Genomic DNA, 23,734 nt, shown 5'->3' with positions numbered 1-23,734 from the left:
TGTGCTTGCTCCTTATAAAAATTGCTTAATGCGCGCCATTGCTTCTTTAATATCATCCATGCTGGCTGCATATGATAAACGAACGTAGCCTTCGCCGCCCTTGCCAAAAGCTGAACCTGGGGTTACGCCAACTTTTGCTTGGTAAGCCAGGTCGTTGGCAAAAGCGACATCATCGCCCTGATAGCTTGCCGGGATTTGGGCAAAAATATAGAAGGCCCCTTGCGGATAAACCGTTTTTAGTCCGGCTTCTTTCAATTGGGCCAAAATATAATCGCGGCGCGTTTGGTAAATTTTGGCAGCTTCAACTGGATCATTTTGGCCGTGTTCAAAGGCTTCAATTGCAGCAGCTTGCACATTGTCGGTAATTGAGGTCACCATGAGGGCATGCAGCTTGCCTAATTTTTTCATAATGGCCGCCGGACCAGCCAAATATCCTAAACGGTAGCCGGTCATGGCATGGGATTTGGACAAGCCCGAAATAAAAATGGTTTGTTCTGGCAAAGCCGTTGCCATTGAGTAGTGCTCAACCCCGTAGCACAAATCAGAATAAATTTCGTCGGTAATGATGTAAAGATGATGCTTTTTTGCCACCTGCGCCAATTCTTGAACTAATTCCTTAGGATATTGCACGCCGGTTGGGTTGCTAGGATAGTTGAGAATTAACGCTTTTACGCGATCGCCTTCTTGTGCCAGGACTTTTTCGAGGTGTTCAGGAGTGAGTAAGAAGTTGTCTTTTGACGTATCTATTTGGATCGGCGTCGCCCCGGCCAGCGTGACAACCGGGAAGTACAAGGCAAAGGTCGGCGTCGGAATTACCACCTTGTCGCCTTCATTCAAAATTCCCCTTAAGGCTACATTAATAGCTTCTGTCGCCCCGCAGGTGACGATCACTTCAGTTGCGGGATCATAGTCAACTTGCCGGGTCCGCTTTAAATATTGGCTGATGGCCTGGCGCAAACGCGGCTTGCCCATTTGGGGCGCATAATGTGAGTCATTTTCCTCAATACTCTTAATGGCGGCTTGTTTAACGTGTTCGGGCACGTTCAAATCCGGTTCACCGATCGTCAACTTAATAATTCCCGGAATAGCAGAAACCTTTACGTCAAAAGCTCTAATTCCTGACGGACCGACTTGGGCCAAACGTTGACTGTTAATGTCTGCTAACTCTGCTGCTAATTTTGGCATGTTTTTCTCCTATAAAATATTCTCTAACCCAACTACTAAATGATCCAGCTCAGCTACTTTTAACAAGGCCACTTTGACTCCGCTCATAAAGGAACTCCGATCAAACGAATCCTGGCGAATCGTTAAAGCTTCACCCGGTCCGCCAAATAAAACCTGCTCATGGGCAATGTAGCCCGGCAAGCGGACCGCGTGAATTTTCACGCCTTGATAATCGCCCCCACGAACGCCAGCTAAAGTTTCTTCGCTGTTAGCTGACTCGGGTGAATTTTGGCGCGCCTGGGCAATTAATTTTGCAGTCGCCAGGGCGGTGCCGGAAGGGGCATCTTTTTTATCCGCATGATGCATTTCAATAATTTCGGCATCGGGGAAAAACTCCGCTGCCAGCTGGGCAAACTTCATTAATAAGACGGCCGACATCCCAAAATTGGGCGCAATCAATCCGCCGACGCCTTCAGTTTGCGCCAGCTTTTGCAAGAGCTGCACTTGCTCATCCGTCAGCCCTGTAGTTCCGACGATCGGTCGCATGTGGTGCTGCAAGGCAAATTGCACATTTTCAAAAACGGCCTGCGGCGTCGTAAAGTCCACCCAAATATCATAAGACTCGTTAATTTCGCTTAGCTTGCGATAAATTTTGGCTTGGGCGGGCAAATTACCCTGCTTGCCGCTGGGAGCAAGGCCTGCTGCTACTTCAAAATCCGGCATCCCGGCCACGAGATCAACGGCTTTTTGGCCCATTGCCCCGGTGTAGCCTGCTATTAATACGCGTTTCATCATGCTTGCTCCTCACCTAAATCTAAGGGCAATTTGCTAGCTAAAGCATTTTCGGCTAAACCTAAGCGTTTAGCTAATTGCCCCTTTTCCGCATCGTCTAAAGCCAGAATTGGCAAACGACACCCGCCAGTCTTAAAACCTTGCGCATTCAAGACGGCCTTAACAGGCGCCGGCGACGGGAACATGAACAAAGCCTGCATCCGCGGAATCAACCAGCGAATCAGCCGCCCGCTTTTAGCATAATTGCCATCGTACAAGGCATCATACATCTCCCGCATTTGCTTAGCATAAAGATGACTAGCCACCGACACCACGCCATTTGCTCCTAACACGCGAGCATCCAGTGCTTGGGCATCTTCACCGGTGAAAACCGCAAAATTAGCGGGGCTATGATCAACAATTGCCGCTAATTCAGTCAAATCAGCACATTGCTTGATCCCGGCAATGTTATCATGCTGTGCCAATTTTAAAATCGTTGCCACTTCCATTTTGACGCCGGTTCGACCAGGAATATTGTAGATAATTACCGGCATTTGCAACTCATCCGCTACCTTGCTAAAGTGGGCCAACATGCCTTTTTGGTTGGGCTTGTTATAAGGAGGAACAACCACCAAACCATAATCAATCCCCGAAAGAGCTGCCACTTCATTGCCGAATTCAATCGTCTCCTGGGTATTGTTGCTGCCAATCCCAGCAATTACTGGTACGCGGCCATTAACAATTTGACCAAATTCTCGATACAGAGCCAACTTTTCCTCATGGCTTAAAGTCGGCGTTTCACCGGTCGTGCCCCCAATGACAAAACCGTTAGAGCCTTGTTCAATTAAATACTCAGTTAAATTTCTTAAGGCCGCAAAATCGATTTGCCCCTGTTCATCAAAAGGCGTCACAATCGCGGTAATCAAGTCTGCATCTTGTAATTGCATATTTACCTCCTACTGGGCCATTCTAGCCTGTAAAAAACCGATAATTGCTGTAATCCCTGGCATAATTGCTTGTTCACTAGGATTAAATTCCGCTGAATGCAATTGGTGGGTATCAGCTACGCCCAACCAAAACATGGTGCCTGGAATCTTGGCCAGCAAATAGCCAAAATCTTCACCAGTCATGGCTGGTGGCGTTTCAACATATTCAACTTCGGGATTTGTGGACATGTAGTCGATAAATTTTTGGGTCAACAGCGGATTGTTTTCCACGGGCCAATAGCCGCCTTGATTAAGCTCAAGCTCAACCTTGATGCCATAACTCAGCGCAATCCCGTCGCAAACTGCCTGCAATTTTTGATCCAGCTCTTCAATCATCGTTTGCGTTAAGCCGCGAATCGTACCCTCAATTCTGGCGTGGCCCGCAATGACGTTGCGAATGCTGCCAGCGCGAATTTTGCCCAGAGTAATCACCCCGGCTTCAATCGGATTAATTTCCCGGGAAATAATCGTTTGCACCTGCATAATTAAGGCCGCACTCGCCACCACGGTATCTTGGGCCTTCTGGGGAAAAGCTGCATGTCCACTCTTGCCCCATAAGTCAATATTAACCTCGGTCGTGCCGGCAAACAAGGTACCTTGGCGGCAGCCAATCGCCCCAGCTGGCAAGTTAGGATTATCGTGCAGTCCGTAAAATTCATCGATCTGCCAGTCCCCAGTAAATAAGCCTAATTCATAGGCCTTTTTGCCGCCGCTTTCGGCTTCTTCGGCCGGTTGAAAGAAAAAGATTAAATTATCTTGGGGCTGGTGCTCACTAAAATAACTCAAAATTCCTAAAGCAACGGTCATATGCAAGTCATGCCCACAGGCATGCATGACGCCGGGATGTTGGGAGCTAAAAGCTAAGCCCGTCGCCTCAGTTACGGGCAAGGCATCAATATCAGCGCGGTAGCCGATCGTGCGCTTTGGCTTTTGCCCTTGAACTTTAACCATGATCATAGTGGGTAATTCCTTGCTAGTTCGAATGGTCAACCAGTCTTGAGGCAGCTGCTTGATTACGCTTAGGAGATAGGCCTGCGTTTGAAATTCATGCAAGGCTAATTCTGGAATTTGATGCAAATGGCGCCGAATGGCAATCAGATCTGCTTCTTTTAACATTACAGCTTCCTCAAATCTGCTTCTAAGCCAGTCTTGCTAGTGGTCTTGGCATCGACATCTTTAATATAGCGGGCTGGCACGCCGGCAACCACTGTGTGAGGCGCAACGTCGCTCGTGACCACGGCACCCGCGGCAACAACTGCGCCTTGTCCAACATGAACGCCTTCTAGCACTACGGCATTTGCACCAATTAAAACATCATCATCAATTTGGACAGGTTGAGCACTAGCGGGTTCAACTACTCCAGCTAACACCGTCCCGGCGCCAATGTGACAATTTTTGCCGACCAAAGCGCGGCCACCCAGGACTGCACCCATATCAATCATGGACCCAGCACCAATCTCGGCTCCAATATTAATCACTGCCCCCATCATGATGACGGCATTATCGCCGATTACCACTTGGTCGCGAATAATTGCGCCTGGTTCAATGCGGGCATTAATTTCCTTAACATCCAAAAGCGGAACGGCGGAATTGCGCGCATTGTTTTCGACCCTAACTTGGTCAAAGTCGTGGGCAGCTAAAAATGGCTTGATAACTTGCCAATCGCCAAAGATCACGCCGGTCTTTTTTTCCACAAAAGCCTCTACGTCAGTTGGAAAAACAACTTGATCCAACTGCTCACCCTTGAGATAGACCTTAACGGGCGTTTTCTTGGGAGCATTCCCGATATAATTGATAATTTTTTCTGCATCTAATTCAGCCATGATTTACTCCTATTTTTTCTACCTTATTATTTATCACGATTATTGCTTGTTCTGATCATATGGCAAATCTAAGCTAGTCAAATCTTCCCAGCTTTCACGCTTGACTACTAATTGTGCGTGGCCGTTTTCCACAAATACCACTGCTGGGCGAGGATTTCGGTTATAGTTTGATGCCATTGAATAGCCATAGGCTCCCGTATCAAGCATGGCCAGCACTTGACCCGGCACGAGGTGGGGCAATTGCTGGTGCCAAGCTAAGATATCGCCTGACTCGCAATACTTGCCCACAATCCGGACGCTTTCGCTAGCTGCTTTCCTTGGATCATTGGCTAAAACCACTTCATATTCTGCGCGGTACAAAGCCGGACGGATATTATCGCCCATGCCGCCATCAACGGCCACAAATGGCTCATAACCGGGAAGATCTTTTCTTGAACCCACGGTATACAGATTATAGCCAGCTGGCCCGACGATTGAGCGCCCCGGTTCAATCCAAATCTCCGGAATTGCCAAACCATTAGCCTGGCAGCTGCTTTTAACCGTTTTAATAATTGCTTTGACGAACTCAGCTGGCGCAAGGGGCGTATCTTGGCTGGTATATTTAATGCCAAAACCGCCCCCGACGTTTAAGACCTGACAGTCAAAAGCAAAAGCATCTTTCCAGTGCTTGGCCACTTCAACTAGTTTTCGGCTAGCTCCCTCAAACCCCCGGACGTCAAAAATTTGGGAGCCAATATGGGCATGCAGTCCCAGAACTTGTAAGCGCGGATTAGCCAAACATTGCTTTAAAGCTTGGTCGGCCTGACCACTAGCGAGGTCAAAACCAAATTTGCTGTCAACCTGGCCAGTTTGAATATATTCATTAGTATGAGCTGAAATCCCGGGGCTGATCCGCAGCAAGATTTGGGCCTGGGCAGCTTGCTCTTTTAAGACCTGATCTAAGAGCTGAATTTCATAAAAGTTATCCACAATGATAGTCCCAACACCCGACTTAACTGCCAGGGTCAACTCCTCATAGGACTTGTTATTGCCGTGAAAACTTACTTTTGCCATCGGAAAGCCGGCCTTTAGGGCCGTAACTAATTCGCCGCCAGAAACCACATCACAATGAATCCCCTCTGAGGCAATCAGCTGATACATGGCAACGGTAGCAAAGGCCTTGCTGGCATAGCTAACTTCATAAGGCTGGTGATATTTTTCAAAAACTTGTTTGAATGAACGGATTTGTTTGCGGATTTGACCAACATCATATACCACTAAAGGCGTGCCATATTCTTGCGCGAGCGTCAGACTATCGACGCCACCAATTGTTAAATGTCCTTGTTCATTAATCTGATCTGCAATTTGTCCGTTCATTGCGGGCCTCCTGAGCAATAAAAAAATCCTTGAACCAACACATTAGTCCAGGGATTTCGTTCTCGCTGTTAATCAAAAATTGACATCGATAGCGCCCCGTGGACTCATGTGTCCCACGACAGTCTGCAGCTTCTTCAACTACAGCCCAGCTCCTTGCTTGCCACGGCAAGGGCTTCGGCGACCGCGCCTTTCAATGAACTCGCGCCTGGCAGGCAGACAATCCATTTACTAATCTTAGTCGCGCCTCTTCGAATGTTGGTTTAAGCTTATGCTTTATTATTAACCGTGTCAAGGTATTTTTTAATTTTTAATCCTGATAAAAATTATTTTTTCATTTTAATTCTACTTAATATCAGCAAAAATTGCATTTTTAAAGTTTGACAAAATTATTTTTTTCTTGCATGCTTGACGCTGAAAGTTAGAAAATTACTAAATAACGAGTTAAACAAAGAGAGTACAAGCAATGAAAGTAGTAAAATTCGGCGGCTCTTCATTAGCCGATGGACCCGCGGTAAACCATGCTTTATCCATCATCAAAAGCGATCCCGAACGGCAGGTAATCGTCGTTTCAGCTCCGGGCAAAAGATTTGAAAATGATATTAAAGTAACGGACTTATTAATCAAATATGCGCAAGCTGCCCTGGCTCAGGCAGATGAAAAAATGCAGGCCCTGCAGCAAGAAATTTTTAACCGCTATGTGGCAATTGCGGACTATTTTGGCCTAGCCAGCTCTGACTTAACCGCAATTAAACAGCAATTGGCAGCTTTGCCGCAGGCCGCCTATCCTACCAAACAATACCTGCTGGGGGCTTTTAAGGCCCATGGCGAACGGCTAAATGCCCAATTGATCAGCTTAATTTTGCAAAAGCAAGGCCTCAAGGCCCGCTACGTGGACCCTAAAGAAGCCGGCATTAAGGTTACCGGTACGCCCAACAACGCTACGGTCTTGCCGGAAAGTTATGCTTATTTAGAACAATTTAACTATCAAGCTGATGAAAAATTGATCTTTCCTGGCTTTTTTGGCTTTACCTTAGCTGGTCATATTGCGACCTTTTCTCGCGGCGGCTCCGACATTACCGGCGCAATCTTAGCCCGCGGTTTTCACGCAAGGCTGTATGAGAATTTTACTGATGTGGACGCCATTTTTGCGGCCAATCCCGCGGTCGTTGACCACCCTAAGCCGATTAAAGTAATGACCTATCGCGAAATGCGAGAATTATCCTATGCGGGCTTTTCGGTCTTTCATGATGAGGCTTTAATTCCTGCAATTGGCGGCAGCATCCCGATTAATGTAAAAAATACAGCTCACCCCGACCATCCCGGCACCATGATTGTGCCCGAAAAAGGTTTTGTGCCCTCCCAAATTGTGACTGGGATTGCCAGCGGCAAGCATTTTTCGGCTCTTTACATGCATAAGTATTTGCTGAACAAGGAAAATGGCTTTACCCTGAAAATCTTGGAAATTCTCAACAAATACGGCGTTCCGTATGAACACATGCCATCAGGGATTGATGATATCACCATTATTTTTGATCGGCACAAGTTAACCGACGAGTTAATCGATGCTATCTGTGAAGATGTCCAAAATGCGGTTAACCCCGATCGGTTGGAATGGATCAATGATTATGCCATCACTATGATTGTGGGCGAAGGGATGCAGTCGCACAACGCCATTAGCGGCATTATCGCAGCGCTAGCCAACAAAGTTCATGTCTCGATGGTTAACCAGGGGGCGTCGGAAATTTCCGTCATGATTGGAACCCCTAAAAAAGATGCCGATCTAGCAGTAAGTGCCATTTATGATTATTTTTTTAACTGAGGTAAATTATGACTCAATTGCTCAAAGTTCACGGTTCCCAAAACAATTTCTTCATTTTGGACCAAACCACTCTCACTACCCCGCTAACCCAGCCGGAGTTAGTGCATTTAGCCCAAGTCTTGGCCAATCCGAAAACCGGTTTGCTGGCTGGCAGCGATGGCTTATTAGTGGTCGATCGCTCCACGCATCCCGGTGTGCTTGGAAAAATGCAAGTCATCAATGCCGACGGCAGCATTGCTTCGATGTGCGGCAATGGTTTGCGCACTGTGGCGCGCTATTTAAGCGAAAAATATCAGCTAGCCAAATTCAAAGTCGAAACCATGAATGCGGATTTGGAAGTCCGCCAAGCCGCTGATTTTGCTCCCGGCGTTCCCGCCTTTGCCGTGGAAATCTCCCCGGTCAGTTTTGACCTAAAGACTCTTCCCTTAACAAATATTGGGCACCAGCGCTTATTGGACCAGTATGTCCCAGAATTTGCCCCGGGACTCAAATTCTCAGCTTTAGCCGTCCCTAACCCGCATTTAATTGCCTATGTAAAGCAAGCTGACCTAACCGGCCCGCTATTAGGCGAACTGGGTAAACGGCTAAATGGCCCTAACCCTTACTTTACCGACGGGGTGAATATTAATTTTGCCCAGATTTTAGGCAAGAACAAGTTATTTATCCGCACGTATGAACGCGGCGTCGGCTTTACAAATGCTTGTGGGACGGGGATGTCAGCAACCTCATTGGCTTTTGCCCTAACCCATCCGGATTTAGGGACTTTTGACCAAGAAATCACCGCCTATAACCCCGGGGGCTTGGTAAAAACCGTCTTACGCCACCAAGCAGACAAATATTGGATTGAATTAATCGGCAATGCCACCGTGACTCATCGGATTGAATTGCCTGAGGCTAGTCTGCACACGGCTCAAAAGCTTTCAGCGGAAATTACGGCAACCGGAGAACAGGAAAATTATCAAGCTTTTGTCGAAAGCCTGCCAAGATTAAACTCCCTGCAAGTATTTGGCGACCCATCATAGCGCAAAACATTTTTAGTGCATTAATGTTACGAAAATGTTACAATCTTTTTTAGTAAAAAAATAATTATGCATTTTTTCGGGGAGGAAAAAACATGGAAGTAACTCGTGCTGAGTTAAAGGCCCAAGCCAAAAATGATTTGAAGGGTAATTGGGGTTGGGCGCTAATTGTCGAACTCTTAACCAGTTTGATTATGTATCTTGTACCCTACATTGTGGTTTTGCTGTTCTTTGGTTTCACTGCTTTTAATGGCTTTATTGTTTTTGCGAGTGATTCAAGCGCAAGCGTTGTGATGACCCCCAAATACGCCTTGATGACGCTAGTTTTAATGATCGTCGGTTTGTTCACTTCGGTGTTCCATACCAGTAAGGTCATTGCGATGCAACGCTTGGCCGAAGGCCGCAAGGATGACATCCCGGCAGCAATCGTCAGCGCCTTTACTAAAGGGCGATTTGGTTCGATGTTTTGGAGCGGAATTGTCCAAGGAATTTTTCTAGCCCTTTGGAGCCTCCTGTTAATTATTCCGGGCATCATTAAGCATTACTCCTATGCCATGACCTACTACATTATTGAAGATGCCAAAGAGCGCGGTGAAGAAATTCAAGTAATCGACGCCATTAACCAGTCTCGGGCTTTAATGGACGGCCACAAGATGGATTTATTCATTCTTGATTTAAGTTTCATTGGTTGGCATATTCTTTGCTTGTGTACTTTCGGAATCGGCTATTTGTGGCTAAGCCCATATATTCAAACTACCACGTCAAAATTCTACTTAAGTTTATTAGATCAGCAAAAATAAAAAAATAAGATAAAAAAACCGTTAGACCTCATGTCTAACGGCTTTTTTTAGGGAAAAATGTAAATGTGTTGTATTGAAAGTCGAAACCAGGGATGTGAATGATTTTATGCGTAATCTGCAAGCTAAATCAGCCGCATTGTGCGCTACGTCTAATCAGCTATCGCAGATCGAGGTAGCCTTCATGCTCCCGCGTTTGTGGCTTCGCAAGGCAGCAATCATGACCGCCCTTGTTCCCAAATATTAAATTCTATCTCGACATTAAACTATTTTCATTCGTATAATAACAAAAATAGCCCCCCGTACGGGGGTTCTCACACACATATGCAAGCGACTAGTATGTTATCGTTTGCACTATTATATTTTACCCCCCCCCGGCGAATTTTGCAAGAGGTTCTTTATATTAACATGCATTAAATAATAAAATCTTTATTCAACTTCATGTTTACTGAATGTAAAATATCCCGAACTTGGACTACTTTAGTAAAACCGGTTACTTCTACCATTTGACAAAGTTTTAATTACAAGGCTTAAATTAAAAATTTAACATTTCGGCTTTATATGCATATGCAGTCAACTTTTTATATCGTTCAATTAACTGGTTTTGATTGATAATATCTAGCTTATATTTGCTTACTATTCATTAGCATTTTCTCAGGAGATGAGAAAAATCACCAAATGATTACTTGGTGATTTTCTATTAATATTCAGTTATATTGAGAATAAAATTGTTATTTATTCTGGTTCTTACGGTTTGTAGTAAAGGTTAAGTAGGATGCATGCGAAATTAGCAACATTGCTAAAACTGTAGGAAGATCTTTTTCACCAGTTTGAGGCAATTCTGCTTGATCTGCCGGTTGAGTGGCATTTGTTGGCATTGGCTGATCAGCTACATGTTGAATGAGTTGAGTAGTAGCGGGATGCTTGCTTGATCCTGAGGTTGTTTGATGCTTTTGCGCTTTAAAAATAGCGGGGAAAAATGACGTGTGAAGAGTTGGAAATTCAATTTTCGGACCTTGAGTTATTGTTATATCAGCTAACTGATCCATGTCAGTATTATCCATTGATGCTACTGGTGCTTCTGAATCACTCTTTGGTTGATCCTTGTCACTATTATCAGTTGGCGCTGCTGGCGTTTCTGTACCATCCTTCGGCTGCTCCTGATCAGTGTTATCCGTTGGGACTACTGGCGTTTCTGTATCGTCTTTCGGCTGTTCCTGATCAGTGTTATCCGTTGGAGCATCTGGTGCTTCAGTATCATCCGTTGGCTGATCTTTGTCAGTGTCATCTGCCGGGACTACTGGAGTTTCTGAATCGTCTTTCGGTTGTTCCTGATCAGTATCATCCGTTGGGACTACTGGCGTTTCTGTATCATCCTTTGGTTGTTCCTGATCTGTGTTATCCGTTGGAGCTTCTGGAGTGTCGATATCGTCTTTTGGTTGATCCTTGTCACTATTATCAGTTGGCGCTACTGGCGTTTCTGTATCATCCTTCGGCTGCTCCTGATCAGTGTTATCCGTTGGGACTACTGGCGTTTCTGTATCATCCTTCGGCTGCTCCTGATCAGTGTTATCAGTTGGGACTACTGGCGTTTCTGTATCATCCTTTGGTTGTTCCTGATCAGTATTATCCGTTGGAGCTTCTGGAGTGTCGGTATCATCCTTTGGTTGTTCCTGATCAGTGTTATCTGTTGGAGTATCTGAAGTTTCAGTATCATCCTTCGGCTGATTTTTGTCAGTGTTATCTGTCGGGACTACTGGCGTTTCTGTATCATCCTTCGGCTGCTCCTGATCAGTGTTATCCGTTGGAACTACTGGCGTTTCAGTATCGTCTTTCGGTTGTTCCTGATCTGTGTTATCAGTTGGCGCTACTGGTACTTCAGTATCATCCTTTGGTTGTTCCTGATCAGTGTTATCAGTTGGAGCATCTGGCGTTTCTGTATCATCCTTTGGCTGTTCCTGATCAGTGTTATCAGTTGGCACATCTGAAGTGTCGGTATCATCCTTTGGTTGATCTTTGTCAGTGTTATCAGTTGGAGTATCTGGAGTTTCTGTATCATCCTTCGGCTGTTCCTGATCTGTGTTATCCGTTGGGGCTTCTGGTGTTTCAGTGTCATCCTTCGGCTGCTCCTGATCTGTGTTATCCGTTGGGGCATCTGGCGTATCTGTATCATCCTTTGGTTGTTCCTGATCTGTGTTATCCGTTGGAGCATCTGGAGTGTCGGTATCGTCTTTCGGTTGTTCCTGATCAGTATTATCCGTTGGGGTATCTGGCGTTTCAGTATCATCCTTCGGTTGTTCCTGATCTGTGTTATCCGTTGGAGCTTCTGGAGTGTCAATATCATCCTTTGGCTGTTCCTGATCAGTATTATCCGTTGGAGCATCTGGAGTTTCAGTATCATCCTTCGGTTGTTCCTGATCTGTGTTATCCGTTGGGGTATCTGGCGTTTCTGTATCATCCTTTGGTTGTTCCTGATCAGTATTATCTGTTGGAGTATCTGGCGTTTCTGTATCATCCTTCGGCTGTTCCTGATCAGTGTTATCCGATGGAGCATCTGGTGTTTCTGTATCGGCCACCTTCATATTTTGCAAATCCCATCGGTGGCTTTCGCCGCCAACTATATTAACTTTTTCGGCAACAATATTACCGTCCACATTGACATACGCATTTACCGTCGCATTTGGTGCCAAAATACTACCCATAAAACGACCAGAACTAAAGTTAATGGTGCTTGCTGTTGTACCAAAATTCCATAAAAGATGGTTCGGCTTTGCATGGCTTTCACCATTAGCTATTTCTTGCCCATCAGTGTATACCAGCTTCGTCTGGGTATTTATCCACACCTGGTCTCCTGCATTTTCAAGCCCAGTAACATTCACCACGACAGTTGCACCATCTAGAGCAGAATCTAAGCCAATAATTGACAAAGGCTGCGACGCCGATAAATATTCTACTGGCACGTTAACATAAACAATCCCCTGTTTGCCGGCATTGACAACGTTAACCTTACGCTGATTCATATCTGAAAAGTCGCTTTCGACCCCATCAGAATTTTCTTGTTTAGCTAGTTTTTCAGCTTTCTGTGCTAAGTTTTTCAAAGATTCAGCTATATCAATATAGTTATCATCGCGAACAATCGTTCCATCACTGACTTCCGCAGCTTTTTTCCCATGAACAGAAACCTGATCATCACTAACCTCAGTTCCCAGAACCACTCTGCTGCCTTTATCATTTCGAAAAGCTTGGTTATTAAGTTGTCCTAAAATGCACCGACAAAAGTTTAAATCCCACTCGGTAAGATTGTCAGATTCTCCTCTTGTACCGAAGTCGTTCCATGACTGTAAAATATTAGCAGCAATATTGCCGTTGGTATCACACGAAGTATTAACCTCATTAGCAAAAATATGAAATAGTGATGCTAAACCTAAGACATTTTTGTTATTAATTGTTTCAGGATCAATTCCATGTTCTTTTAAATACTGACAAGCAGTAATATCACCTTTAACCAAGGCTTCATACTCGGCTTCTTGCACAACTTTTGCCGTACTTAAATCAACAGAATTTGTTGATGCATCAACATTATGGGCGACAAATAACAGGCTGGTGCCGAGTAATACCGACACCATCCCGACAGTTAATTTACGTAATGACCAGCGCTGCTTTTTGCAACTAGTATCTAGCTTTCTTTTCAAAACCATATTCTCCAATATTCATCATTCATAAAAAAATAACCCCTTCGGGGTCACTCACACACATGTTAAACGATTATCATGTTATCGTTTACATCATCAAATATTACCGAACAATCATGATCTTGTCTATAGTTAATTTAGTGAACATGCATTAAATAAATACTAATCTTATGTTTTTCTTTTCTACGTAAATATTTGCAACCAATTCTATAAAACAATCAAGAATTTTATTTTTGATAGTTATTTTTAAAAGAAAGGTTCATTACCAGCTCATTACGATTATTTTTTATATCTATAGCTTCATATTTATATTTTTCATTTCAAACTATTTAACTTGCTGGCAGCACTGCTTTTTTTATTAAATAACCTGATTTTAGATAAAAAAACTGGATACCAAAGTATCCAGTAGTCATTAGCTAGTGCTTATTTCCAATACAATTTAACCAGTGCCTGAGTCCCGTCATTGCCTAACCGTTTTTGGACCACAAGCTTTTCATACAATTCCTTAGCCCGATCAGTTCCCGGCAAGTTTAAATGCATCCGGTCTGCTTCCTCGAGCGCTATTCTGAGATCCTTCAAAAAGTGCTTAGCAAAAAATCCGGGAGTATAATCTTGGCGCAAAATTCGCGGTCCATAGTTTTCTAGACTCCAATTAGCCGCCGCACCGCTGTTAATGGTCGAGCAAATTTGATCAAGATCAAGTCCTGCGGCCCGGGCGTAAGCCAAGGCTTCACACATGCCCACCATGGTTCCGGCAATCATAATTTGGTTCGCCATTTTAGCTTGCTGCCCCATCCCTGGGCCACCAAAATATTCGATCCGTGAACCTAAGACTGAAAAAATCTTCTTAGCACGGCGAAAATCTTTAGCGTCGCCACCAACCATGATTGTCAAAGTTCCTTTTCGTGCTCCAATATCGCCACCCGAAACCGGGGCGTCGAGGACATGCAAGTCCGCATTTTGGGCATAATCTGCTATCCGGCGATCAATTGCGGGACTGCTGGTAGTCATATCAATTAATACCTGCTTGGGCGTTGCCACCGACAAAATGCCATCTTTACCAAAATAGATTTCTTCAACGTCTTGTGGGAACCCAACGATTGATAGCACAAAGTCGCTATTTTCAGTAGCGGCTTTAGGAGAATCCGCCCACTTTGCTCCAGCTTTCAAAACTGTTTGCGCATGTGCCTTTGTCCGGTTGAAAACTTTTACTTCATAGCCGGCTTTTAATAAATTCATAATCATTCCCGTGCCCATCACACCAGTTCCAATAAAACCGATTTGCATAGTTGGCCTCCAAGTCTATCATCAAATTCTTATAACTACAGTTAATTATAGTCGAAAAAACCATCAGGTTAAACTTTAATACCTGCAAAACCAATTTGTGTCAGGTGGTTTGAAATCTCAAATCTAATCGGTTATAAATTCATTTTTTGTTAAAATATAAGCAGGAGGACCTTGCTATGAATGAATCCCGTGCGGACTTAGGTGATTATTTAAAAGTATTTGCTTCAACTGCAGTAATCATGCAGCCAATCATTGCTTGGGGCATCCAAGCCTATCCTCAGGATCAGGCATTTCAAATTTTTGCCGGCATGACTATTAATTTAGTAAAATTTACTGCTCCCGCTTTTATTTACGGCATCTTATTTTCAACTACGCGCCAATGGCTGAAGCAGCCCATCAGCTATCGGACTTATCTTAAACGTTCCTGGTGGCAATTATTTTTACCCACGATCATATGGACGCTGCTATACATGCTGGTGTATCCCGGCTTGGTCCAACACGGTGGTTACGGCAACTGGTGGTCATACCTAAGCAAATTTGTTAACGGAAATGCTGCTCCGCATTTATGGTATAACACGATGATGTTACAATTCGTTATCTTCATGCCGGTTTTCTGGTCCTTAACACGCTTTGGCAAGCCAGCCAAACGTGCGTTTTGGCTAGGCAACAGCAGCTTGCTTTTTCAATTGGTCTGGTATGTTGTTTGCAGCGTTTTGATCTTTACCCCCGCAAACAAGCAATTTTACTGGGTTGATCGCTTAGGCGTCAGCTTCCTGGTTTACGGCGTTTTAGGAACTTTATCAGCTGTCCATTGGGAAACAATTCGGAAGTTATTTGCTAAGTATTGGCTAATTTCATTTATGGCCGCAATTATTGCTTATTATTTGACTAATGGCGAACTGGCCTGCAGACATTTTCCGGTAGCAATCCAAGCAGCTAGCTATTATAAACCAAGCATGATGCTGTACGATTTGGCAGTAATTGGCATAATTGGTGCCCTCGCCGTTAATGTAAAGAGCCCTAAAATTAACGCCTTAGTCCATAATTTGAGTGGTATCGCCTACCTCGCATATTTATCTAATGTGTTTTGGTCTCGTTATTTATGGGAGTTGCTCCAGCAATATTTCATCCCCCAAGCTGCCGTAATTTTATGTTACTTGGCTAGTTGGGTCTTATCATTTTTGTCCGCTTATTTAACTAAAAAAGCAGCCAAGAGAATTCGTTCTTGACTGCTATTTTTATTATTTTATTTTCAACGGAGCCAGCTGGGCTTCAATTTCGGGCAATTTCACACCCGCTTCAAGCAGAGCGGCGGCTGAATAAGCACTTTCGACTAGTGCCGTATCATACAAATGAATTGGCTTGTCACTCATTTCACTGGCTAATTCTAAATTCATCTTAGCACTGCCCAAGTCATAAAAAGTCAGCAGTTCATCTGCCGGATTATCGGCAAAAGCCGTCATAATTTTTGTGACGCTAGTGCCGATTTCATCATCATCGGTACCGCCAGCAGCGGTAATCGGCACGTCTTTGGCAACTTGCTGCAACAGTTTAGGTAAACCTTGGGCAAGTTCAGGGACGTGAGACACAATCACAATACCGTAATTCATCATGCCACCGCCTTTAACAAGGCCTTGAATAAGTAGCCGCTGGACATTGCGCCAGGATCGATATGACCTTTAGAGCGTTCGCCTAAATAACTAGCCCGCCCCTTTTTTGCAATCAAAGGCTTGGTAGCTTCAACTGCTTCATCAATTTTGGCATCAGTCAAAGTCCCTTGAGCTAGTTCTGGCAAAACTGCTTCCCACACGTCGACCATGGTCTTGTCGCCCGCCGCTGCTCCACCACGCTTCTTAATTCCGGCTAAAGCTGCTGCTAGGAGGCTATTTAGTTCGCTGGTTTGCGCCGCCTGCTTGCTCATTTCCAAAAAGGCCGTGCCATATAAAGGACCAGAAGCTCCACCCACTTTAGTAATTAAAGCCATCGCCGTTTGTTTGAATAAGCCAGCTAAATCAGCAGGAGCTTTTTGAGCAAGGCTGGTTTCTACTGCTTCCATGCCCCGAGCCATATTGAAGCCATGGTCGGCGTCGCCAATTGGCGTATCCAGATCACTCAAATACGCCTTGTTTTTTTCAATTTCATCGCCAAATAATTCTAACCACTTAGTGGCTTGATCTAAAGCTAAGTCCATAATGCCTCCTAATTGTTCCATGCAATCGTCTTAACTGGATAGCGCAAGTAGTCCAGCCAAGCTTCATCTGCCAGTTCCAAAATCGTTAACGACAAGCCCGCCATATCAATTGAGGTCATGTAATTTCCAACCCGCATAAAGTCTGGTTTAATGCCTTTTTCCTCTAATTGATTCAGCAGGTCATGGCTGAAGATGTATTGTTCCATCAATGGCGTTGCGCCCATGCCGTTGACCAAAACCGCATAGCTCTTATCTTCGCTTAAGTGCAATTCGCTATCTAATTTACCTAACAATTCTTGGCAAAGTTCATTGCTTGGCTTAATTTTTTCCGTCCGGTAGCCTGGTTCAGAGTGGATGCCGACGCCATATTCAATTTCGTCTTCTTTTAGTTCAAAACCTGGCTTGCCCACTTCTGGAACCGTAGCTGCATTAAGCGCGACCCCGATCGTTTTAATGTGAGGCAAAACGGCCTGAGCTAAGGCAGCAATTTCATCCAAACTGGCCCCCTGGTCAGCGGCTGCGCCTAAAATCTTATGCATTAAAATAGTCCCGGCAACCCCGCGGCGACCTTGGGTGTAAAGGCTGTTTTCGACTGCAATATCATCGTCAACCACAATTGATTTAACCCGAATATCGTCCATTTCCGCCAAATCTTTAGCCATATCGAAGTTCATGACATCGCCTGAGTAGTTTTTGACCACCATGAAGACGCCCTTGCCATGATCAGCTGCTTTGATGGCTTCATAGATCTGATCTGGCGTAGGCGAAGTAAAGACTTGACCACAAACGGCTGCACTAAGCATCCCCTTGCCCACGAAACCAGCGTGAGCCGGTTCATGTCCGCTGCCGCCACCAGAAATCAAGCCGACCTTGCCCTCCATGGTGTCGCTATCAGCCCGCACCACAGCTTCAGTTTCAGGAATCAGTTCAACAATGTCAGGATAGGAACGAACCAGTCCGTCAACCATTTCTGCTACGACTTGGCTGGGATCATTAATTATCTTTTTCATGTTTTGGTCCTTTCTGTAAACTATGAGTTATCTCTTATTGTTTCTGCCTTAAGTTTACCATGAAAACGTATTCAGTTTTGGCTGGCTGAAAACTTTTTTCAAAAATAGCCTTGCAATTTGCTATTTAGGCGTGCATAATAACCTACAACAAGATTAAAAATGCTTAGAAAAGATGAGTAACAACTGAAATGCGTTTCAGAGAGCTGGGACAGGTGCAAGCCAGTACGCAAGCAGGTTGCGAAGATGGTCTTGGAGCATACAAGTAGCAAGCTTTGCAAGCTATTTGCGGGCGGTGCCCGTTAGCGCACCCGAGTTTTCGACGGAGAACTTAGTAAGGATACATTCGTAAGACTGTATCGAATTAGGGTGGTACCGCGTTAAATAGAAATTAGCGTCCCTAGAAGCATTGCTGATGCTTCTAGGGATTTTTTTATTGCTGCAGGAGGCTTTTTAAATGACAAAAGTTCACTATGACATCGTTGGTAGTTTTTTACGTCCCCAAGAATTAAAACAAGCCCGGACTGATTTTGCCGCTGGTAAAATCAGCCATGACCAATTGACCCAGATTGAGAATAAGTGCATTAAAGAGCTGGTCGCTAAAGAAGCCCAGCATGGCCTTAAGATTGTAACTGACGGTGAATTTCGTCGCAGCTACTGGCATCTTGACACTTTTTGGGGCTTTGCCGGAATTGACCATGTAAAATCGGAACACGGCTACTTCTTCCATGGTGAAGAAACCAGAAACGATAGCGCCAGACTTAGTGGTCGAATTAGCTTTAGCGGCGATCATCCTGACTTAAGAAGTTTTAAATACCTCAAGAGTTTGACGGAAGGTACTAACTTAACGCCGCGGCAAAGCATCCCGGCCCCTAGCCAGCTTTTCTTGGAACTATATCGTGGAAGCGCAAATCAAGATGCCGTTAAAAAATATTATTCTGATACGGCTGCGTTAATTGCTGACATTGCCCAAGCCTATCATGACCTAATCCTCGCCCTTTACGAGGCTGGCGCCAGAGATGTAAAGCTGGACGACTGCACCTGGGGGTTGTTAGCTGACGACGATGTCTGGGCTCATGCTGGCGATAGCAGCGATTTTGCCTTTAGTCGCGACGAATATAAGGACCTCTTTTTGCAGCTAAACAACGCCGCAATTAAGGATTTGCCTAGTGATTTACGCTTGTCGACTCACGTCTGCCGGGGCAACTATCATTCAACTTATGCTGATAGCGGAAGTTATGATTCGGTTGCCAAGTGGCTGTTGGCCCAAGAAAACGTCGATGCTTTTTACCTCGAATACGACGATGCTCGGTCCGGCAATTTTGAACCATTGCAAGAAGTACCTGCTGATAAAGACGTGGTGTTGGGGTTAATTACTAGTAAACGGCCACAGCTTGAGGGCAAAGAAGAAGTCAAGCATCGGATTAAAGAAGCCAGCGAATATGTTGATTTACCGCACCTTTCTTTGTCAACCCAGTGCGGTTTTGCCTCGACTGAAGAAGGCAACATCTTGACTGAAGCCGAAGAATGGGCAAAAATTCAATTAGTAGAAACAATTGCCAACGAGGTTTGGACCCCAGCAATTGAAAATAAAGATTAATCAAGGAGGAAATTTATTATGGCTAAAGTTGAAAGTTTTACTCTGGATCACACGAAAGTTAAGGCACCTTACGTCCGCCTCATTACCGTCGAAACTGGACCAAAGGGCGATAAAATCAGCAACTATGACTTGCGGCTGGTACAACCAAATACCAACGCCATTCCAACTGCCGGCTTGCACACCATTGAACACCTTTTGGCCGGTCTTTTGCGCGATCGTCTGACTGGCGTGATTGACTGTTCCCCATTTGGCTGCCGGACTGGTTTCCACTTGATTACCTGGGGCGAACACAGTACGACTGAAGTGGCTAAAGCTCTAAAGAGCTCACTAGAAGCGATTGCCTATGACATTAAATGGGAAGATGTCCAAGGAACGACGATTGAGTCCTGTGGTAATTACCGCGACCATTCCTTGTTCTCGGCCAAAGAATGGAGCAAAACCATTTTGGAACAAGGAATTTCCGACAAACCATTTGAACGGCATGTCGTAGAATAAATTTGCTAATAAATTGCTGAACCATTTCCTAATTTTTGCCATTTAAAAACCCCAAAGGCTAGTAATTGCCTTGGGGCTTTTTTGCTAATTATTAATCTTTAATTTCGGCTAAGCCTGCCTTGCGCCGGCCAGCATTAAACCATGGCGAAACCGTAAAGGCCAGCACATCGTTGATCACATAAATCAGTGAGTTAACTGCCATTGCCAGGGTTGCGTCTCCTTGAGCATAAGTAATGGCCCACAGAATCAGTTGAAAAATCCCACTGGCAGTCCACCAGAAGTACTGGTTGTTATAGCGCAAAAAGCACATTACCCCTGCCGTCAAGGAAATAGCAAAACTGATCGCATCAATCCACGGGCGCGGATCATTAGTAAACTTGCCGATCAAAAAGCCACTAACGACGGAAACCAACAAAGTTCCCACAATAGCTACCAGCCAACCCTGGGCGGTAAACTTGCGCAAGTGGTGCTTGGTGTCCTCATTCCAAGATCTAACCGCAAAAATAACCGGAATATCTAAAGTGGCAATATAGGCAATTTGTTCAAAAATTGATAAATAATTTTTGGCTGACCAGCCGGCGTAAATAAAGCAAGCTGCTGAGATTAACCCTAGCCAGCCGTTAATCGCCTTCGTGGCATTAATTGCCAACACACACAAGGTTCCTAGCATGGTTCCAATAAAAGTAATCAAGGTTACGGCATCAATTTTATTTTGCAGCAAAATCGCTAATTGGAAGCCAAAGGCAAAGAACCATAAGCAGTAGTTCTGAACCGGCCAGCCCTTTAATTGCTTCCATAACCAAATAAAATAGTTTTCGTGTTGCTCTTTCATCAACAAGTCTCCTTTTGCTTTTAGGTCACAAAATACTAGATCTTGTGCCTTATCCGCTTTTTCTTGAAAAAAGCATCGATTACTAGTATACCGGAATGACATTTTTTAGCAAGTAAGGAGCTGCTTTTTTACCATTTGTTTACTAATTTTCTATAGCATTTCCCGATCACCAGCATGGTTAGAAAAACTGCGCCATAAGAAAAACTCTATCTAGTTAGATAGAGTTCGTTTATTTATCCCAAGTCATTAAATAATCGCTTTCGCCCGTATCAGGATCTTCGCCAGCTTTTGCGATCTTGAATCCTTGAGCTTGATAAAACTTCACGGCTGGCTGATTCTTTTGATAAGCATGCAGACTTAAGTGACGGTGATAATTTTTCGTATTATTGAGCAGGCTGCTGCCAACGCCACGCCCGCGCGCCTCAGCCCTAACAAAAAGGCCCTCAATCTCGTCGCCATCTAGGCCAATAAAGCCTTCAATTTTTCCAGCTTCTTCTGCCACAAACACCTGTGCCTGGGCAATTTGGTGCTTTACCCAGGGAAACTGGTCTTCCCAGTACTTTTTAGGTAAAAAATTGTGGGCGGTAATATTGCTGTCGAGCCAAATACCAGCTATTTGGTCCAAGTCGCCGAATTTCATTGGTCTAATCATAATGGTCTCCCTTTTATCTTGAAAGTGTTTTCTATTAGACATTATCAAGTAAAATACAGAACCTTGCAAATTTTAAGCTTTTGGCTTATCTCCTAAAGGTATCGCGATTAAATCCATTTTCAAAGACCAACTTGGAACCAGTACGTGTTAGATTACCAGCCGCCGAGCTTTGGAACAATTGCAGCCAGTTCTGGTCAGTAAATGAAATGCTACTCTTTTTAATACGGTAAAGGTTAATCCATTTATGTTTTATTCCGTATTTTTCTGCCTTCATCAGCTTAGAACTGCTGAATTTCGATGCTTTAGGTAGTTTATAAAGCTTGCAGTTTCCCTTTAAGCCACGCTTGCCGTGAGCAGTAGTAAAGGTAATCGTATGAGCGGTAATCCGCAGCTTACGGTATGGATGGAGATACTTCTTTTGTAACCCCGTATTCTTACCGTAACTTCCAGCTGAAGTTTTATAAAGATACCAAGTGCCTCTAATTCGTTTAGGAGTAGTTTGCTGCTTGGCTCCATAAGCGGCAGCTTGCGTAGTTTTAGCTCCGATTAAACCGAAAGTTAGCACTAATACGAAAGCAAATATGAGTTTTAAAGCTTTTTTGTTCATTTCTCGCTCCTCCATTTATTATCAAATAACCCCTTCATTATAAAGTAAGTTTCTCATTTAAACCAGTGCAATCTTTGGCAATTTAAGAACATAAAAAAAGATCAAGAACATTGATAATCAACATCCTTGATCAACATAGCGGAGTAGGAGAGATTCGAACCCTCGCGCCGAGATAACTCGACCTACACCCTTAGCAGGGGCGCCTCTTCAGCCACTTGAGTACTACTCCATATGGGCCTAAATGGACTTGAACCATCGACCTCACGCTTATCAGGCGTGCGCTCTAACCAGCTGAGCTATAGGCCCATAAAAGCGGGTAACGAGAATCGAACTCGCGACTAAAGCTTGGAAGGCTTTTGTTTTACCACTAAACCATACCCGCACGTCATATGTAAAAGTGCAATGGCGCGGGACGGAATCGAACCGCCGACACAAGGAGCTTCAATCCTTTGCTCTACCAACTGAGCTACCGAGCCATTCTACGGTCCATGCGGGATTTGAACCCGCGATCTCCTCCGTGACAGGGAGGCGAGATAAACCACTGCTCCAATGGACCATATTGCGGGAGCTGGATTTGAACCAACGACCTTCGGGTTATGAGCCCGACGAGCTACCAGACTGCTCCATCCCGCGATAATACGTGCTTATATTCAATTTAAACCATGAACTCAAAGAGTCCAATGGACCTTGTAGGACTCGAACCTACGACGGGACGGTTATGAGCCGTCTGCTCTAACCAACTGAGCTAAAGGTCCAAGTTTACAAGTAATAGCGGCGGGGGGGATCGAACCCTCGACCTCTCGGGTATGAACCGAACGCTCTAGCCAGCTGAGCTACACCGCCATCCTGTAACCTCTTTATTCAGTTACAATCGGGAAGACAGGATTTGAACCTGCGACCCCCTGGTCCCAAACCAGGTGCTCTACCAAACTGAGCCACTTCCCGGAAATGCACCCTGTAGGACTTGAACCTACAACCTTCTGATTCGTAGTCAGACACTCTATCCAGTTGCGCTAAGGGTGCTCAATAAGTGCCTCGGACCGGAGTCGAACCGGTACGGTCAAAACTGACCGCGGGATTTTAAGTCCCGTGCGTCTACCAATTCCGCCACCAAGGCAAATTTATTGAAAGCGGAAGACGGGATTCGAACCCGCGACCCCCACCATGGCAAGGTGATGTTCTACCACTGAACTACTTCCGCAAAATGCCGATTATACGACTTGAACGTACGACCCCCTGTTTACAAGACAGGTGCTCTACCAACTGAGCTAAATCGGCTTATAAATACGGGTGGTGGGACTTGAACCCACACGTCCGAAAACACTAGAACCTAAATCTAGCGCGTCTGCCAATTCCGCCACACCCGCAAGTTTTGGGCCATGAGTCGTGACGGGCTTGAACCGTCGACCCTCTGATTAAAAGTCAGATGCTCTACCGACTGAGCTAACGACTCGATATAGAGGATACAGGGCTCGAACCTGTGACCTCCTGCTTGTAAGGCAGATGCTCTCCCAGCTGAGCTAATCCTCCATATTTAAGCGCGGCGACTTCCTACCCTCGCAGGCAGTTGCCCACCAACTACTCTCGGCGTTAAGAAGCTTAACTTCTGTGTTCGGCATGGGTACAGGTGTTTCCT

At 44.9% G+C, this 23,734-nt stretch carries 20 protein-coding genes, 16 tRNA genes, 1 rRNA gene, 1 riboswitch and 1 other annotated feature; of the genes, 6 read left to right on the top strand and 31 right to left on the bottom strand.

Annotated elements, in window-relative coordinates; genetic code table 11:
- Window positions 1-12 precede the first annotated feature (12 nt).
- The 6 genes from KI210_RS06390 to lysA are packed head-to-tail and all read right to left on the bottom strand — an operon-like array spanning window position 13 to window position 6,100.
- A complete protein-coding gene (locus KI210_RS06390; protein WP_212781058.1) occupies window positions 13-1,185 on the bottom strand; it encodes an aminotransferase class I/II-fold pyridoxal phosphate-dependent enzyme in 1,173 nt (390 codons plus the stop codon).
- 9 nt (window positions 1,186-1,194) lie between these two features.
- Window positions 1,195-1,959, bottom strand: coding sequence for a 4-hydroxy-tetrahydrodipicolinate reductase (gene dapB, locus KI210_RS06385; protein ID WP_212781057.1), 765 nt, complete (start codon window positions 1,957-1,959; stop codon window positions 1,195-1,197).
- Complete coding sequence (gene dapA / locus KI210_RS06380; protein ID WP_212781056.1) at window positions 1,956-2,882, bottom strand: 4-hydroxy-tetrahydrodipicolinate synthase; 927 nt, start codon at window positions 2,880-2,882, stop codon at window positions 1,956-1,958. The genes dapB and dapA overlap by 4 nt, the downstream gene beginning before the upstream one ends.
- 9 nt (window positions 2,883-2,891) lie before the next feature.
- Window positions 2,892-4,037, bottom strand: a complete 1,146-nt coding sequence (locus KI210_RS06375; RefSeq protein WP_212781055.1) for an N-acetyldiaminopimelate deacetylase — start codon at window positions 4,035-4,037, stop codon at window positions 2,892-2,894.
- Entirely contained in the window at window positions 4,037-4,744 is a 708-nt protein-coding gene (dapD, locus tag KI210_RS06370) for a 2,3,4,5-tetrahydropyridine-2,6-dicarboxylate N-acetyltransferase (protein WP_212781054.1), read from the bottom strand. The genes KI210_RS06375 and dapD overlap by 1 nt, the downstream gene beginning before the upstream one ends.
- A gap of 39 nt (window positions 4,745-4,783) precedes the next feature.
- Window positions 4,784-6,100 (bottom strand): diaminopimelate decarboxylase, encoded by a 1,317-nt coding sequence (gene lysA, locus KI210_RS06365; protein WP_212781053.1) that lies wholly within the window; start codon window positions 6,098-6,100, stop codon window positions 4,784-4,786.
- Window positions 6,101-6,180: 80 nt separating this feature from the next.
- Window positions 6,181-6,357, bottom strand: a riboswitch (Lysine riboswitch).
- Window positions 6,358-6,563: 206 nt separating this feature from the next.
- Here lysA and KI210_RS06360 point away from each other — a divergent pair.
- The 3 genes from KI210_RS06360 to KI210_RS06350 all read left to right on the top strand — a co-directional run bounded on the left by KI210_RS06360 (window position 6,564) and on the right by KI210_RS06350 (window position 9,738).
- Window positions 6,564-7,919 (top strand): aspartate kinase, encoded by a 1,356-nt coding sequence (locus KI210_RS06360; protein ID WP_212781052.1) that lies wholly within the window; start codon window positions 6,564-6,566, stop codon window positions 7,917-7,919.
- An 8-nt stretch (window positions 7,920-7,927) separates the two neighbouring features.
- Complete coding sequence (gene dapF, locus KI210_RS06355; protein WP_212781051.1) at window positions 7,928-8,941, top strand: diaminopimelate epimerase; 1,014 nt, start codon at window positions 7,928-7,930, stop codon at window positions 8,939-8,941.
- Window positions 8,942-9,033: 92 nt separating this feature from the next.
- Entirely contained in the window at window positions 9,034-9,738 is a 705-nt protein-coding gene (locus KI210_RS06350) for a DUF975 family protein (protein WP_212781050.1), read from the top strand.
- A 728-nt stretch (window positions 9,739-10,466) separates the two neighbouring features.
- On the opposite strand, the gene KI210_RS06345 is transcribed toward KI210_RS06350, so the two are convergent.
- Together KI210_RS06345 and KI210_RS06340 are read right to left on the bottom strand one after the other, a co-directional pair.
- Window positions 10,467-13,427 (bottom strand): collagen-binding domain-containing protein, encoded by a 2,961-nt coding sequence (locus KI210_RS06345; RefSeq protein WP_212781049.1) that lies wholly within the window; start codon window positions 13,425-13,427, stop codon window positions 10,467-10,469.
- A 423-nt stretch (window positions 13,428-13,850) separates the two neighbouring features.
- Window positions 13,851-14,714: an NAD(P)-dependent oxidoreductase gene (locus KI210_RS06340; RefSeq protein ID WP_212781048.1), complete on the bottom strand. Its 864-nt coding sequence runs from the start codon at window positions 14,712-14,714 to the stop codon at window positions 13,851-13,853.
- Window positions 14,715-14,890: 176 nt separating this feature from the next.
- Between KI210_RS06340 and KI210_RS06335 the strand changes: the two genes are divergently transcribed.
- Window positions 14,891-15,943 (top strand): acyltransferase family protein, encoded by a 1,053-nt coding sequence (locus tag KI210_RS06335; protein WP_212781047.1) that lies wholly within the window; start codon window positions 14,891-14,893, stop codon window positions 15,941-15,943.
- 12 nt (window positions 15,944-15,955) lie between these two features.
- Here the strand turns inward: KI210_RS06335 and dhaM are convergent, their stop codons facing one another.
- The 3 genes from dhaM to dhaK are packed head-to-tail and all read right to left on the bottom strand — an operon-like array spanning window position 15,956 to window position 17,915.
- Window positions 15,956-16,324 carry a dihydroxyacetone kinase phosphoryl donor subunit DhaM gene (gene dhaM, locus KI210_RS06330; protein WP_212781046.1) on the bottom strand — a complete coding sequence of 123 codons (369 nt, stop codon included), beginning with the start codon at window positions 16,322-16,324 and terminating at the stop codon, window positions 15,956-15,958.
- On the bottom strand, window positions 16,324-16,905 hold the full coding sequence (dhaL, locus tag KI210_RS06325) for a dihydroxyacetone kinase subunit DhaL (protein WP_212781090.1): 582 nt from the start codon (window positions 16,903-16,905) through the stop codon (window positions 16,324-16,326). The genes dhaM and dhaL overlap by 1 nt, the downstream gene beginning before the upstream one ends.
- An 8-nt stretch (window positions 16,906-16,913) precedes the next feature.
- Window positions 16,914-17,915: a dihydroxyacetone kinase subunit DhaK gene (gene dhaK, locus KI210_RS06320; RefSeq protein ID WP_212781045.1), complete on the bottom strand. Its 1,002-nt coding sequence runs from the start codon at window positions 17,913-17,915 to the stop codon at window positions 16,914-16,916.
- Window positions 17,916-18,070: 155 nt separating this feature from the next.
- Window positions 18,071-18,317, top strand: a binding site (T-box leader).
- 52 nt (window positions 18,318-18,369) lie between these two features.
- Between dhaK and KI210_RS06315 the strand changes: the two genes are divergently transcribed.
- Together KI210_RS06315 and KI210_RS06310 are read left to right on the top strand one after the other, a co-directional pair.
- Window positions 18,370-19,512 carry a 5-methyltetrahydropteroyltriglutamate--homocysteine S-methyltransferase gene (locus tag KI210_RS06315; protein ID WP_212781044.1) on the top strand — a complete coding sequence of 381 codons (1,143 nt, stop codon included), beginning with the start codon at window positions 18,370-18,372 and terminating at the stop codon, window positions 19,510-19,512.
- Window positions 19,513-19,530: 18 nt separating this feature from the next.
- Window positions 19,531-20,007, top strand: a complete 477-nt coding sequence (locus KI210_RS06310) for an S-ribosylhomocysteine lyase (protein ID WP_212781043.1) — start codon at window positions 19,531-19,533, stop codon at window positions 20,005-20,007.
- A 91-nt stretch (window positions 20,008-20,098) separates the two neighbouring features.
- Here KI210_RS06310 and pnuC read toward each other — a convergent pair whose 3' ends face one another.
- From pnuC to rrf, 20 genes are all read right to left on the bottom strand, one after another.
- Window positions 20,099-20,839, bottom strand: a complete 741-nt coding sequence (gene pnuC / locus KI210_RS06305; protein ID WP_212781042.1) for a nicotinamide riboside transporter PnuC — start codon at window positions 20,837-20,839, stop codon at window positions 20,099-20,101.
- A 229-nt stretch (window positions 20,840-21,068) separates the two neighbouring features.
- Window positions 21,069-21,491 (bottom strand): GNAT family N-acetyltransferase, encoded by a 423-nt coding sequence (locus KI210_RS06300; protein WP_212781041.1) that lies wholly within the window; start codon window positions 21,489-21,491, stop codon window positions 21,069-21,071.
- A gap of 85 nt (window positions 21,492-21,576) precedes the next feature.
- Window positions 21,577-22,098, bottom strand: a complete 522-nt coding sequence (locus KI210_RS06295) for a hypothetical protein (protein WP_212781040.1) — start codon at window positions 22,096-22,098, stop codon at window positions 21,577-21,579.
- Window positions 22,099-22,237: 139 nt separating this feature from the next.
- Window positions 22,238-22,327, bottom strand: a tRNA-Ser gene (locus KI210_RS06290).
- Between the two features lie 3 nt (window positions 22,328-22,330).
- Window positions 22,331-22,404: transfer RNA gene (locus KI210_RS06285), tRNA-Ile, on the bottom strand.
- A gap of 5 nt (window positions 22,405-22,409) precedes the next feature.
- Window positions 22,410-22,480: transfer RNA gene (locus tag KI210_RS06280), tRNA-Gly, on the bottom strand.
- 21 nt (window positions 22,481-22,501) lie between these two features.
- Window positions 22,502-22,574: transfer RNA gene (locus tag KI210_RS06275), tRNA-Phe, on the bottom strand.
- A 6-nt stretch (window positions 22,575-22,580) separates the two neighbouring features.
- Window positions 22,581-22,654: transfer RNA gene (locus KI210_RS06270), tRNA-Asp, on the bottom strand.
- 3 nt (window positions 22,655-22,657) lie between these two features.
- Window positions 22,658-22,731: transfer RNA gene (locus KI210_RS06265), tRNA-Met, on the bottom strand.
- Window positions 22,732-22,779: 48 nt separating this feature from the next.
- A tRNA-Ile gene (locus tag KI210_RS06260) sits at window positions 22,780-22,853 on the bottom strand.
- 14 nt (window positions 22,854-22,867) lie between these two features.
- Window positions 22,868-22,941 (bottom strand) — tRNA-Met (locus KI210_RS06255).
- 28 nt (window positions 22,942-22,969) lie between these two features.
- Window positions 22,970-23,043: transfer RNA gene (locus KI210_RS06250), tRNA-Pro, on the bottom strand.
- A 4-nt stretch (window positions 23,044-23,047) separates the two neighbouring features.
- A tRNA-Arg gene (locus tag KI210_RS06245) sits at window positions 23,048-23,121 on the bottom strand.
- Between the two features lie 8 nt (window positions 23,122-23,129).
- Window positions 23,130-23,215: transfer RNA gene (locus tag KI210_RS06240), tRNA-Leu, on the bottom strand.
- 12 nt (window positions 23,216-23,227) lie between these two features.
- Window positions 23,228-23,299, bottom strand: a tRNA-Gly gene (locus tag KI210_RS06235).
- A 4-nt stretch (window positions 23,300-23,303) separates the two neighbouring features.
- Window positions 23,304-23,376: transfer RNA gene (locus KI210_RS06230), tRNA-Thr, on the bottom strand.
- A 7-nt stretch (window positions 23,377-23,383) separates the two neighbouring features.
- Window positions 23,384-23,465: transfer RNA gene (locus KI210_RS06225), tRNA-Leu, on the bottom strand.
- Window positions 23,466-23,478: 13 nt separating this feature from the next.
- Window positions 23,479-23,551: transfer RNA gene (locus tag KI210_RS06220), tRNA-Lys, on the bottom strand.
- A gap of 4 nt (window positions 23,552-23,555) precedes the next feature.
- Window positions 23,556-23,628 (bottom strand) — tRNA-Val (locus tag KI210_RS06215).
- 8 nt (window positions 23,629-23,636) lie between these two features.
- Window positions 23,637-23,734, bottom strand: a 5S ribosomal RNA gene (gene rrf / locus KI210_RS06210); the annotation flags it as partial.

The sequence above is a fragment of the Lactobacillus corticis genome, from assembly GCF_018327645.1.
GTDB lineage: Bacteria > Bacillota > Bacilli > Lactobacillales > Lactobacillaceae > Lactobacillus > Lactobacillus corticis.
The sequence above is the reverse complement of the archived record's forward strand: the minus strand, read 5'-3'. Positions and strand labels throughout refer to the sequence as shown.